This is a genomic window from Krasilnikovia sp. MM14-A1004 (assembly GCF_047159485.1).
Lineage (GTDB): Bacteria > Actinomycetota > Actinomycetes > Mycobacteriales > Micromonosporaceae > Actinoplanes.
Genome location: NZ_AP038773.1, coordinates 4,187,077 through 4,200,269, shown reverse-complemented (window position 1 = coordinate 4,200,269; position 13,193 = coordinate 4,187,077). Strand labels below are relative to the sequence as shown.

The following is a 13,193-nucleotide window of genomic DNA, read 5'->3' as shown; positions in this document are numbered from 1 at the left end:
CCTTCAGTACGAGGCGGGTGGGATGCGGAGCGCCCGGGCGGCGGCGACCGGGCCGCCGAAGGCGACCACGGCGCTGACCGTCCAGGCGACGGTGGGGGAGGTGAGACCGGCGACGACGCCGACGACCGCGTACGCCAGCGGCGCGCAGCCGATGCCGGACAGCGCCACCAGTGCCATCGCGGCGCCGAGCCGGTCCGGCGGGGCGGCCTGCTGGTAGAGGGTCACGGCGGCCGGGCCGTTCTGGCCCGAGCAGAAGCCGAGCGCGGCCGCGACCGCCGCCATCAGCGGCAGCGTCGGCGCGAGGATCATGACCGAGAGCAGGACGGCGATGCCGGCGGCGCCGCCGACCAGCCGGATCCGGACCGGAATCCGGTCGCCGAGCAGCGCGCCCAGCCCGGCGGACGCGAGGGCACCCACCGCCCAGCAGGCGATCAGGATGCCGACGCCGGCCACGCCCCACCCCCGGTCGAGCATGACCGCGGGCAGGCCGGGATTCATCGGCCAGGCGAATGCGACGTCCAGGCAGAGCGAGGAGAGGAACAGCATCCGCAGCCGCCGGTCGTGGCGCAGCAGGACCAGGCCGTCGCCGGAGCGTCGCCAGAGCGGCACCCGGACGGCCGTCGTGGACGGTGGCGGGGTGAGCGCCCGGGTGGCCGGCAGGAGGCAGCCGAGGGAGACCGCGCAGCCGGCGCAGACCACGGCGAGCGCGACGGCGAGGTGGCCGGTGGCGACCAGCCAGGCGCCGAACGGCGAGCCGACGATCGGCGCGAACCGGCCGACCATGGTGCGCATCGAGTTGGCCCGGCCGAGCGCGGCGGGCGGCACCATCCGGGGCATCAGCGAGCCGAACGACGGCGTGCCGAGCCCGAGCAGGGCCCCCTCCACCGCGGCGACCGCCACCAGCAGCGGCACCGTCCCGGCGCTCAGCGCCACCACGGACGCCACGGCGAGCACGCCGATCCGTACCCCGGTGGTGCGCAGCAGCACCGCGCGCGGCCCGAACGCGTCGCAGACCGCGCCCCCGAAGATCATCGCGAGGGCGCGGGGCACCGACTCGGCGAGGGTCACCCAGGTGACCGCGGCGGTGCCGCCGAGTTCGGCGGCGGCCCACACCACGGCGATGAAGAACACCTGGTCACCGACGAGGGAGGTGCCCTGCCCGGCGAGGAGCAGCGCCACCCGGGTCCAGCCGGTGGCGGTGCGATCCGGCGGGCGGATCTGCGTCTGGGTCAACGGTCTTTCCTCACCGGGCGTGCAGCCGGACCGGGAGCAGGTCGAGGCCGAAGTTGATGATCGACTGGTTGTGGACGGGCGCGCCGGTCGGCTCGATCGTGGCGACCCGGCGGAACAGCGCCCGGAAGATCGCACCCAGTTCGGCCCGGGCCAGCGGCGCACCGATGCAGTAGTGCGCGCCGAGGCCGAGCGCCAGGTGCCGGTTCGGCGATCGGTCGAGGCGCAGCTCGTGCGGCTGGTCGAAGACGGCCGGGTCGTGGTCGGCGGCCCAGACCCAGACCGCCACGCGGTCGCCCGCCTCGATCACCTCGCCGCCCAGCTCTGTGCGCTCGTTCGCGGTGCGCAGCACGTGCAGCCCGACCGAGGTGTAGCGCAGCAGCTCGTCGAGGGCGGTACCGAGGTCGGCCTCGCCGTCGCGCAGCCGCTGCCAGGCCTGCGGGTGCCGGATCAGCGTCCAGAGGCTCATCGCCGCGGTGTGCCGGACCGTCTGCACGCCACCGACCAGGATGTTGTCCAGGTTCAGCACCACCTCCTCGACGGAGAGCCGCCGGCCGTCGATGCGGTGCGCGGCGAGCGTACTGATCAGGTCGTCGCCGGGTTGCGCCCGGCGGCGCATCACCTGCTCGAACAGGTACGGGATGAGCCGCTGGTGCCCGGCCCGGCGCTGCTGCGGGGTGTGTGCCAGGAACGCCTCGTCGCAGACCGCGACGACCAGGTCCCGGTCGTCGTGCGGGATGCCGAGCAGGTCGCACATGACGATCAGCGGCACCGGCGCGAGCATGCGCACCAGATCCGTCTCGCCCTCGGCGACCGCATCGGCGACCACCGCGTCGGCGAGTTCGTCGACGCGTTCGGTGAGGGTGCGCACCCCGCGAGGGGAGAAGTACGGCAGCACCGGCGCGCGCAGTTCGCGGTGGCGGGGGCCGTCGGTCAGCGCCATCATCTTCCCGGCGCCGGCCGGGTTGCCGCCGGTGCCCAGCAGCGACCCGCCGGTCGAGCCGAACGTGCGGTTGTCGGTGAGCACCCGGGCGCCGAGTTCGTAGTCGAGCACGGACCAGACCGGCCCGTCCTGCGCGGTCTCTGTGCGCTGCACCGGTACCGCGCGCAGCTCGTCGATGATCGCGCCGACGTCGTCGCGGGCCCAGAGGGCCGGGTCGGTGAGGTCAATCGTGGTCGTGGTCATGGCTGCCTCCCAGACGGCGGAGCAGTGCGGCGGGTCCGGCGGAGAACGGGGTGGCGAGCAGGTGCCCGCCGGCCTCGACCGAGGTGCTGAACGGGCCGGTGGTGGCGATCGCCCAGCGGGCGACGTCGGCCGACCCGATCATCGGGTCACCCGCGGCGGCGACCGCGTGCAGGGCGAAACCGGGCCGCGGCGCGGGCCGGTACCGGTAGTCGCGGCACACCGTCAGGTCGGCGCGGATGGTGTCGACGACCAGGTCCCGGATCGCCTCGTCGACCTCCAGGCCGCAGGCGTGCAGCAGCGCGGCGGCGCCGAGCGTGTCGGCGGGCACCGTACCGGGCCAGGTGTCCGGTGCCCCGGCGCAGGCGGCCACCACGGTCGACGGTCGCCGGCCGGCCGGCAGCGCGCGGGCCACCTCGTAGCCGAGCAGCGCGCCGAGGCTCTGTCCGTAGAAGACCGCATCGGGGCGGACGTGCCGGCCGATGCCCGCGACGATCGCCGCGACGAGCGCGTCGAAACCGGCCGGCATCGCCTCGGTGTACCGGCCCCCGCGCGCCGGCAGCCGCACCGCCCAGACCTCACGGTCCGGGGCGAGCGCGGCGGCGAGCGCGGCGTACGCGGTGACGTCGCCGCCGGCGTGCGGGAAGCAGAACACCCGTGGGGTGCCCTCCGGCAGCGGGTACGGCCGGTAGGCCCACGCGTCCACCACGTCCGGCCGCACCGGCGCCGCCGGGGTGACCGCGGCGGTCACCGGGTGCCCCGGCGGCCGACCAGCGGCGCCACCTGGCGGGCCGGGGCGTCGCCGCTCAGCGCGCCGCGGACCGTCGCGGCGAAGTCGGCGCAGGTGCGCGCCGCCATCAGGTCGCGCAGGGCCAGCGGCACGCCGAGCCGGTCGCGCAGCGTGTAGATGACCCGCAGCGCGGCCAGTGAGTGGCCGCCAAGGGCGAAGAACCCGTCGGTCGGCTGCACCCCGGGCACCCCGAGCACCTCGGCCCAGACCTCGGCCACCGTGCGGTCGATGTCGTCAGTGGACATCGGGGTCAGGCCGTCGCGAGCGCGTCGCGCAGGCTCTTCGGGCGGATGTCGGTCCAGACCTCGTCGATGTGCGCGACGCACTCCTGCTGCGTGCCGGACACACCCACGGGGCGCCAGCCGGCCGGCACGTCCAGCTCGGTCGGCCAGATCGAGTACTGCTCCTCGTCGTTGATCAGCACGGCGAAGGTGTCGAACGCGTCCATTCAGTTCCTCCCAGATTCGACGGGCCGGTGGGATCCGGCCGTGGACGTGGTGGCGGCGGCGAGGTCGCCGAGGGCCGACGCGTACGCGTCCGCGTACGCGTCGGCGACACCGTCGGGCACCAGCGAGCGCAGGTGGTCGACGGCGAGCAGGGTGCGCCCGGAGCCGGGGTCCTGGACCAGGGCGACGCCGAGCGCGAAGTTGGTCGGCTCGTAGCGCAGCGTCGGCTCGCACCCGGTGCGGGCGTCGTCGACGATGCCGGCGCGGCCGAGCCGGTGGAACCGCAACAGCGCGAAGCAGGTCTCCAGGCGGGCGCTGTCCATGTAGCGGGCCAGCCGCGCGAACGGGACGCGGCGGTGCGGCAGCAGCGCGGTCTCGATCTCGTGCAGGGCCCGGACCAGGTCGGGGCCGTCGCCGAGCGAGTCGACGTCGAGGGCGAGCGGGACGGTGTTGAGGAACAGCCCGTACGCGTCGGTGCCGCCGCGTTCCTCCAGCCGCCCGTTGACGGACAACCCGGTGGTGAGCCGGCTCCGGCCGGTGATCCGCCGCAGTGCGGTGACGTGGGCGGCGAGCGCGACCGCCTTGATCGGGGTACCGGCCGCCTCGGCGGCCGCGGCCAGTTGCGCCGGTGCGTCCGGCAGGAGCCGTTCCACGGTGCGCGGGATCTCGGCGGTGGCCTCTGTCGAGTCGCTGCGGTCGGTGAAGAGCGCGCCGTTGGCCCCGGCGAGCCGTTCCCGCCAGAACGCCGCGCTCTCGGCGGAGTCGGCGGCGGCCTGTTCGGCGGCCACGAAGTCGCGGAACGTCGACTCCGGCGGCGGCGCCACCGGCCGGTGCGGGTCGCGGTGCCGGTCCAGCAGTTCGGTGAGCAGCGAGGTGAAGCTCCAGCCGTCCAGGATGGCGTGGTGTTCGGCGATGGTGAGCTGGAACTCGTCGTCGGTGAGCCGCTGCGCGCACACCCGGAACAGCGGCGGGCGGCGCGGGTCGAAGCGGGTCGCGCAGAGCGCGTCGAAGACCTCGGTGACCGCGGCGTCCTGCTGCTGCGGCGGCAGCGCGCGCAGGTCGGTGATCTCGACCGGGGCGGGGATCCGCTCGTGCACCAGCTGCAGCGGCTGCCGGTGGCCGACCACGTGCAGGCTGGTACGCAGCACGGGATGCCGGGCGATCACGTCGGCGACCGCGGTCCGCATCGCCGCCGGGTCGAGCGGGCCGGTGACCCGGAAGCTGTTGACGTTGTGGTAGCCGCCAGCGTCGCCGGACAGTTCCATGTGGAAGATCATCCCGAGTTGCATGGCGGCCATCGGGTACGCGTCCACCACGTCCGCGGGCAGCGCCGCCACCTCGTCCGGGGTGAGCCCATCGAACGGCCGGGTGCGGCCGGCGGAGGGGTCGACGGGGCGCAGCAGTGGGGCGAGCGCGGCCGGGGTGGGCGCCGTGAACAGGTCGGGCAGGGTGACCGCCCAGCCCTCGTCGCGCAGCGCGGCGGCGAGTTGCACGGCCCGGATCGAGTCACCGCCGAGGTGGAAGAAGTTGTCGTCGGCGCCGACGTCGGCGACGCCGAGGATCCGGCTCCAGGCCCGGGTCAGCAGCCGCTCGGCGTCGGTGGCGGGCGCGGCGTACCGGGTGCCGGTGTCGGCGCGCTCGGCGCTGGGCGCGGGCAGCGCGGCCCGGTCCAGCTTGCCGTTGACCGTCATCGGCAGCACGGGCAGCACGGTCACCGTCGCCGGGATCATGTGCGCGGGCAGCACGGCGGCGAGGTGCTCGCGTAGCTGCGGGTAGGTGGGTGCCGGGCCGTGCGCGGTGACGTAGGCGGCCAGGCGCGGTTCGCCGTCGTCGGGGCGGTGCACGGTGACCACCGCGTCGTCGACCGCGGGGTGCGCGGCGAGCACGCTCTCGATCTCGCCGAGCTCGATCCGGAAGCCCCGGATCTTCACCTGGTCGTCGCCGCGGCCCAGGTACTCCAGGCCGCCGTCGGCGAGCTGCCGGGCGAGGTCGCCGCTGCGGTACATCCGGCCGCCGCCGGGCGCGGGCAGGAACCGCTGGGCGGTCAGGCCGGGGCGGGCCCAGTAGCCGTCGGCGAGCCCGGCGCCCTCGACGTACATCTCGCCGGGGACGCCGATCGGGCAGGGCCGCAGCCAGGCGTCGCGGACGGTGACCGACAGGTGCGGCATCGGCGCGCCGATCAGGCTGCGGGTGAATCCGTCCGGTGTGACGTCGTGCGTGGTGACGTGCACGGTCGTCTCGGTGATGCCGTACAGGTTGCACAGCGGCGCGGGTGCGCCGCCGGGCAGCGCATGCCAGCGGCGGACCACCGCCGGGTCGAGCGCCTCACCGCCGAGCATCACCGACCGCAGCGCCGGCAGCGGCCGGGGTACGGCGCGCAGCGCGGCCTCCAGCTGCCGCAGCGCGGACGGGGTCTGGCAGAGCATCGTGACCCGTTCGTCGGCCAGCAGCGCGGCGAAGTCCTCCGGCGAGCGGCTGAGCAGGTACGGCACCACGACGAGCCGGCCGCCGTGGTGCAGGGGCCCCCAGAGCTCCCACACCGTCCAGTCGAACGCGCAGGAGTGGAACAGCGTCCACACGTCGGTCTCGGCGAAGCCGAAGTGCGCCAGGCCGGAGGTCATCAGCCGGGACACCTGCCGGTGCGCGACGGCGACCGCCTTCGGCCGTCCGGTCGAGCCGGAGGTGAAGATCAGGTAGGCGAGGTCGTCCGGGCCGACCGGCACGTCGGGGCGCCGGTCGGATGCGGACGCGGCCGTGGGGTCCAAACGCACGAATCCGTCCGGGACGTCCCGGTCGGCGACCACCAGCCGGACCGCCGTGTCGGCGAAGACGAACGCGGCCCTGTCCTCCGGCGCCGCCGGGTCCACCGGCACGTACGCGGCGCCGGCCTTGAGCACGGCGAGGATGGTGACGACGGTGAGGTCGGTCCGGTCGAGCAGCACGCCGACCCGGTCGCCGCGGCGCACTCCCTGGGCGATCAGCGCGTGCGCCAGCCGGTTGGCCCGCCGGTCGAGCGCGGCGTAGGAGATGGTGGTGTCGCCGTGGGTGAGCGCCGGACGGTCCGGGAACCGGTCGGCGGCCGCCTCGAAATCGTGGTGCAGGCAGCGCACCTCCGGCTCGCTCCCGGGCCGGGAAACCGGTGCGTCCAGCGGCACCGACCACAGCGGCCGGTCGGGATCGGCGAGGACCGCGTCGAGCAGCGTTCGCCAGTGCCCGACCATCCGGTCCACCGTGGTCGCGTCGAACAGGTCGGTGCTGAACTCGACCTCGCCGCGCAGTTCGCCGTCGTCGAAGGTGGACCAGGTCAGGTCGAACTTGCTGGTGCCGTTGCGCTCCACCCGGCGGGTCGCGGCCAGCGGCCCGAACCGAAGCGGGGCCGGGTCCGCCATGTGCGCGCCGAAGACCACCTGCACCAGCGGCGGCACCCCGGCCGCGCGCTCTGGGCGTACCGCGTCGACGATCGCGTCGAACGGCACGTCCGGGCAGCCGAACGCGTCGAAGACGGTGTCGCGTACCTGCTCGACCAGCGTCCGGAAGCTGCCCGCGCGATCCACCCGCACCCGCAGCGGCACCAGGTTGACGAAGTAGCCGACCAGGTCGGTCAGCTCCGGCCGGTTCCGGGTGCTCACGGGCGCGCCGATGAGCAGGTCGGCGGCGCCGGTGTAGCGGTTCAGCAGCGCCGCGAACGCGGCGAGCTGCACGATGAAGGGCGTCGCGTCCGCCGTCGTGGCCAGGGCCCGCACGCGGGTCCCGGTCCCGGCATCCAGGTCGAATTCCTCGGTACGCCCGGAGAAGCTCCCCGTGGTCGGCCGGTGCCGGTCGGCGGGCACGTCGAGGCGGGCGGGCGCCCCGGCGAGCTGCGCGCGCCAGTAGTCGAGCTGCTCGTCCGCGTCCTCCACCGGCGCCGTCGCGTAGTCGGCGTACTGGGTGGCCAGCGCGGGCAGGACCGGGTCGCGGCCCTCGCAGGCGGCGGTGTAGCACTCGGCCAGCTCCCGCTCGAACACGCCGGCCGAGGCGCCGTCCCAGACGATGTGGTGCACGCTCAGCAGCAGCGTGCGGGAGTCGACCAGGACGGCGCGCAGCAGCGGCCCGGTGGCCAGGTCGAACACGGCCTCACCGGCGATCGCGGCGGCCAGGTCGGGGTAGGCGCCGCGGCGCAGCGGCACCGGCATCCGGTCGTGCACCACCTGGCGGGGACCGTCCGGCCCGAGCGTGAACGTGGTGCGCAGCGCCTCGTGCCGGGCGACGATCCGGTCGAGCGCGCGCTGCAGGATCTCCGGGTCGACCGGCCCGTCGAAGGTGAACACCCAGGGCACGCTGTAGGCGGCGGAGCCGGGGTGCAGGCGATCCAGGAACCACATGCCTCGTTGCAGGCCGGACACCGGTGCCGTGCGGCTGTGCACGATCGACTCCCTTTGCTCGTCGGGGCGGGTCACCGGGTGCCGATCCGGTGGGCCATGGCGGAGACGGTCCGGGCGGAGAAGACCAGGCGCGGCGGGATCCGTACGCCGGTCTCGGCGGTCAACCGCAGCGCGACCCGGACGGCGGACAGCGAGTTGCCACCGAGGCGGAAGAAGTTGTCGTCGGCGCGGACCTCGTCGACGCCGAGCACCTCCCGCCAGACCGCCGCGACCAGCTGTTCCGCCTCGCTCAGCGGGTCACCGGCGCGGTCCGGTCCGGTCCCGGCCGGGGCGGCCCGGCCGGTGTGGTCGTCCGGTGCGGGCAGGGCGGCCCGGTCGAGCTTGCCGTTCGGGGTGAGCGGCAGCGCGGCGAGCACGGTGACGCTGCTCGGGATCATGTAGTCGGGCAGCAGGGTGCCGAGGTAGTCGCAGATCTCCGGGTAGCCGGGTGCGCCGTCCGGCGCGGTGACGTAGGCGGCCAGCCGGGTCTCCGCGTCCGGCCCGGAACGGGCCACCACCGCGGCATCGCCGACGCCGGGGCAGCCCGCGAGCGCGGCGGCGACCTCGCCCGGCTCGACGCGGAACCCGCGGATCTTCACCTGGTCGTCGGCGCGGCCGGTGATGTCCAGCGTCCCGTCGGCGTTCCACCGTCCGATGTCGCCGGTGCGGTACATCCGGGCGCCGGGCGGCCCGGCCGGGTCGGGCAGGAACCGCTGCGCGGTGAGGCCGGGGCGGCCGACGTAGCCGAGCGCCAGCCCATCACCGGCCATGTACAGCTCGCCGGCCGCGCCGTCCGGGACCGGCCGGTACTGCGCGTCGAGCACGTACACGTCCTTGTGGGCGACGGGCCGGCCGATCGGCACGGCCGGCGCGTCCAGGTCCGCCGGGCGTACCTGGTGGCAGGTAGTGAAGCCCATGCTCTCCACCGGGCCGTAGCCGTTGACGATGCGCAGCAGCGGGTACCGCTCGTGCAGGCGGCGTACGTGGGCGACCGAGGCGCGTTCGCCGCCGGTGAAGACCACCCGCAGCGGCGCGAAGATCTGCGGGAACTCGTCGACCAGGAAGTTGAACAGGCTCGCCGACAGCTGCAGCTGGGTGACGCCGTGCCGCAGCACCAGGTCGGTCATGGTCTCCGGGTCGGGGCGCTGCCCGGGGTGCAGGACGGTGACGCCGCCGAACAGCAGCGCCCCGTACAGCTCCAGGCCGAACGCGTCCCAGGAGACCGGGGAGCACTGCAACCACACCTGATCCGGGTCGAAGTCGGCGTACCGCTGGTCGAGGTAGGTGGCGGTGAGCGCGCGATGGGTGGCGGTGACTCCCTTGGGCCGGCCGGTGGAGCCGGAGGTGAACATCACGCAGGCCACCGCGTCGGCGGGCACCGGCAGGTCCAGGTCCTGTTCCAGGCCGGACTCGGCGAGGGCCTGGTCGGCGCCGGCCTTGACGTCCCGGATCATCTGCCGGGTGACGGTGAGGTGGGCGGCGCAGTCGGCGATCGCGTCCGCCCGGCGGGCGGCCGGCAGCTCCGGGTCGAGCAGCGTGTAGCCGGCGCCGGCCTTGAGCACCGCCAGCAGCGCGGTCACCAGGTCGGCGTCACGGTCCACGAGGACCGCGACCACGGCACCCGGCGCGACGCCGTGCGCCCGCAGGTGGCGGGCCAGCCGGTTGGCGCGGGCGTTGAGCCCCGCGTACGTGAGCCGGGTGTCGCCCGCGATCACCGCGACCGCATCCGGGGTCCGCCGGGCCTGCCGCTCGAAGAGGACGTGCACCGGCAGGTCGCGGTCGGTGCCCGTCCCGCCCTGCGCTGCCCGGGCGGGCACCGCCTCGGCGTCCGGGTCGGCGGTCAGCGTCTGCAGCGCCGCGAACCAGTGGTCCCGCAGGTCGTCCAGGGTGGCGGCGTCGAAGAGGTCGGTGTCGAACTCGATCCGGCCGGAGAAGCCGACCCCGTCGTCCTCCACCGACCAGGACAGGTCGAACCGGGAGACGTTGTTGACGTGCAGCCGGCGGGTGACGGGAACCCCGTCCAGCGGCGGCGCCGGCGGGGTGGCCGGGTGCATCTCGAAGACCAGCTGGAACAGCGGATGCCGGGCGTCGGTGTGCCCCGGCCGGACCCGGTCGACGATCTCCTCCAGCGGTACGTCCTGGTGCTGGTAGCCGCCGAGGGCCTCCGCGCGGACCCGTTCCAGCAGGTCCCGGCCGGTGTCCCCGGCCGCCAGCCGCAGCCGCAGCGGCAGCAGGTTGATGAAGTAGCCGATCAGCGGCGCGAACTCGGGCCGCTCGCGCAGGCTCACCGGGGTGCCGACGACCATGTCGGTGGTGCCGCCGTGCCGGTTCGCGGCGAGCGCCAGCCCGGCCAGCAGCACCATGAACGGGGTGGCGTCGGCGGAGCGGGCCAGCCGGCGTACCGCGTCGGCGAGCACGTCGTCGAGGGCGAACCGGCGGTGGTCGAGGCGGTGCGCGGGGGTCGCGGGCCGGACCCGGTCGGTGCGGATCGTCGGCCCGGCCGGCGCGCCGCGCAACCGTTCCACCCAGTATTCGGGGCGGCTGGCGGCGGCGCCCTCCCGGGTCCACCGGGCGTGGTCGCCGTACTGGATCGGCAGCGGGGCCAGCGTGTGGCCGCGCCCCTCGTAGCCGGCGCGCAGCTCGCGCTCCAGCACCGGCAGCGAGCCCTCGTCCCAGACGATGTGGTGGAAGACCAGCAGCAGGCTCGCCGTGGTCGGCGAGGTGTGGATCAGCCGGGCCCGCAGCAGCGGCCCGGTGGCCAGATCGAACGGGCGGCTCACCTCGGCCCGGATCAGCGGCTCCGGGTCGGCGGCCGTGCTGACCGCCAGCCGTACCTCGACGCTGTCGTGGATCACCTGCCGGGGCAGGTCGCCGTCGAGCGCGAACGTGGTCCGCAGGGCCTCGTGCCGCGCCACCACCAGCCCGATCGCCCGTTCCAACCGGTCGGCGTCGACGGCTGCGCCGAATTCGAACACCCACGGCACGTTGTACGCCGGGCTACCGTGCTCCCACAGGTCGGTGAGCCACAGTCCACGCTGGACCCGCGACAGCGGGGCGGTCGCCGCGGGACGGCGCTGCGGGCCGGGGCGCCGGGTCCGGCCGTCGTCGAGCCCCTCCTGCACCGCGTCGACGAACTCGCCGAGCGTCGGCGCCTCGAAGATGAGGTACGGCGAGACCGGGCCGAACACCTCGTACACCCGGCCGGCAACCCGGACCGCGGTCAGCGAGTCGCCGCCGAGGTGGAAGAAGCTGTCGGTGAGGCCGACCCGGGCGACGCCGAGCACGTCCGCCCAGATCCCGGCGACCAGCTGCGCCGCCGGGGTACGCGGGGCGACGAAGGTGTCGTCCGGCCGGGCCTCTGGCAGCGGCTCGGGCAGCGCGGCCCGATCCAGCTTGCCGTCGGCGGTCACCGGCAACGCGGGCAGGACGGTCAGCGTCGCGGGCACCATGTGCTCCGGGAGCCGGTCGGCGAGGAACGCCCGGACCTCGGCCGGATCCGGGTCGGCGCCGGGCACCGGGACCAGGTAGCCGGCCAGCCGCTGCCCGGTCTCGGCCGTACCGTGCGCCACCACCGCGCAGGCGGCGACCGCCGGGTGGGCGCCGAGCGCGTGGGTGATCTCGCCCGGCTCGACCCGGAATCCGCGGATCTTCACCTGGTCGTCGGTGCGGCCGATGAACTCCAGGCCGTCGCCGGCCCGGCGGACCAGGTCGCCGGTGCGGTACATCCGGGCGCCGGGCGCACTGGCCGGGTCGGGCAGGAACCGCTGCCCGGTGAGCCCGCCCCGGCCCAGGTAGCCGACGGCGACCAGGTCACCGCCGAGGTACAGCTCACCGGAGTCGGTCGGCCGCAGCCGGGAATCCAGGACGTATGCGCGCCGGTCGCCGAGCACCGCGCCGATCGGCACGCTGGCCCCGTCCGCCGGCCCGTCCCCGCCGGACACGGGCGCGTCCGCGACCGTCGCGGTGATCACCGTCTCCGTCGGACCGTACGCGTTGAGCAGCCGCACCCCGGTCAGCGCCGCCCAGTCGGCGGCGGCGCGGGCGGAGAGCCGGTCGCTGCCGGAGATCATCGTGTGCAGGGTGTCCGGCACCCGCCCGCCGGCCCGCACCGCCGCCACCACCTCGTGGAAGTACCCGGCGGCGACGTTGGCCACGGTGACCCGCTCGGCGGCCAGCAGCCGCAGGAACTCCTCCGCGGACAGCAGCCCGGACGGCGGTGGCACCAGCCGGGCGCCGGCGGTCAGCGCCGTGGCGATCTGTTCGACCGCCACGTCCACCGTGGGCCGGGCCAGGTGCAGCACCGCGTCGTCGGATCCGATGCCGAAGCGCTCCCGAGCCGACGCGACGTGCGTGGCGAGCGTCCCGTGGGTGACCGCGACCGCCTTCGGCATCCCGGTGGTCCCCGAGGTGTACACGAGGTAGGCCAGCTGCTCCGGCCGCGCCGCCGGCACGGCCCCGGCGTGCTCCGCCGCGTCGGCGGCCGGTGCCGCGGTGAACTCCGCCAGCCAGCCGGCCCCCGGCCGGACCCCGTGCTGCGGCGCGTCGTCCGAGCCGTTCCCGTCGGTGTCGGTGGTGAGCAGCAGGCGGGCGTCGGCGTCGGCGAGGATCGCCTCGGTGCGGGCGGCCGGTGCCGCCGGGTCCACGGCCAGGTGGACCGCGCCCGCCCACCACACGGCGAGGATGCCGGTGATCGTCGCGAACCGGTCGGTGCCGGCGACCGCGACCACCTCGCCGGTACGGACACCGGCACCGGTCAGCCGGGCCGCCAGCCGTCCGGCGCGGCCGGCCAGCTCGCGGTAGGTGACCTCCCGCGTGCCGAGGCGCAGCGCGATCCGGTCCGGCTCCCGCGCCGCGATCCGGGCGATCCGCGCCGGCACCGTGCCGTTCGGTGCGCCGGCGATCGGCTCGGTGCCCGCCGGGCCGGCGGGCGCTGCGCCGACCGGACCGGTCTGCTGGCCCGCGCCGGTGGGCGGCCGCTGTACCGACATTGTCTTCACCCCGAATCGGAGAACGCGCTGCGATGGATGACGGCCGTGCGGGGAGCTCGCTGCGGAGGCGCTGCCCGGCGGGGCGGCGACGGCGGTGGGGCCGGCGACGCGAACGACGTGTCGAGATGACGCTAGGGGCCGGCCGGGTCGGTGAGC

The 13,193-nt window shown here is 75.4% G+C and carries 7 protein-coding genes; all 7 read right to left on the bottom strand.

Features of this window, described 5'->3' with window-relative positions; translation table 11 throughout:
* Positions 1-3: 3 nt before the first annotated feature.
* Genes ACMCNN_RS18075 through ACMCNN_RS18045 form a run of 7 tightly spaced genes read right to left on the bottom strand, consistent with a single transcriptional unit; the run spans position 4 to position 13,037 of the window.
* Positions 4-1,233, bottom strand: coding sequence for an MFS transporter (locus ACMCNN_RS18075; RefSeq protein WP_412741682.1), 1,230 nt, complete (start codon positions 1,231-1,233; stop codon positions 4-6).
* Positions 1,234-1,243: 10 nt separating this feature from the next.
* Positions 1,244-2,416 carry a cytochrome P450 gene (locus tag ACMCNN_RS18070; RefSeq protein ID WP_412741681.1) on the bottom strand — a complete coding sequence of 391 codons (1,173 nt, stop codon included), beginning with the start codon at positions 2,414-2,416 and terminating at the stop codon, positions 1,244-1,246.
* Entirely contained in the window at positions 2,397-3,164 is a 768-nt protein-coding gene (locus tag ACMCNN_RS18065; RefSeq protein ID WP_412741680.1) for a thioesterase II family protein, read from the bottom strand. Before ACMCNN_RS18065 ends, ACMCNN_RS18070 begins: the two co-directional genes overlap by 20 nt.
* Positions 3,161-3,448 (bottom strand): phosphopantetheine-binding protein, encoded by a 288-nt coding sequence (locus ACMCNN_RS18060; RefSeq protein ID WP_412741679.1) that lies wholly within the window; start codon positions 3,446-3,448, stop codon positions 3,161-3,163. Before ACMCNN_RS18060 ends, ACMCNN_RS18065 begins: the two co-directional genes overlap by 4 nt.
* Positions 3,449-3,453: 5 nt before the next feature.
* A complete protein-coding gene (locus ACMCNN_RS18055) occupies positions 3,454-3,651 on the bottom strand; it encodes an MbtH family protein (RefSeq protein ID WP_412741678.1) in 198 nt (65 codons plus the stop codon).
* Positions 3,652-8,052 (bottom strand): amino acid adenylation domain-containing protein, encoded by a 4,401-nt coding sequence (locus tag ACMCNN_RS18050; RefSeq protein ID WP_412741677.1) that lies wholly within the window; start codon positions 8,050-8,052, stop codon positions 3,652-3,654.
* 29 nt (positions 8,053-8,081) lie between these two features.
* Complete coding sequence (locus ACMCNN_RS18045; protein ID WP_412741676.1) at positions 8,082-13,037, bottom strand: amino acid adenylation domain-containing protein; 4,956 nt, start codon at positions 13,035-13,037, stop codon at positions 8,082-8,084.
* Between the last annotated feature and the right edge of the window lie 156 nt (positions 13,038-13,193).

What these genes read in the sequence shown, in the direction of transcription:
- ACMCNN_RS18070 (WP_412741681.1), bottom strand. Translation starts at nt 2,416, where the DNA reads ATGACCACGACCACGATTGACCTCACCGACCCGGCCCTCTGGGCCCGC.
- ACMCNN_RS18060 (WP_412741679.1), bottom strand. Translation starts at nt 3,448, where the DNA reads ATGTCCACTGACGACATCGACCGCACGGTGGCCGAGGTCTGGGCCGAG.
- ACMCNN_RS18055 (WP_412741678.1), bottom strand. Translation starts at nt 3,651, where the DNA reads ATGGACGCGTTCGACACCTTCGCCGTGCTGATCAACGACGAGGAGCAG.
- ACMCNN_RS18045 (WP_412741676.1), bottom strand. Translation starts at nt 13,037, where the DNA reads ATGTCGGTACAGCGGCCGCCCACCGGCGCGGGCCAGCAGACCGGTCCG.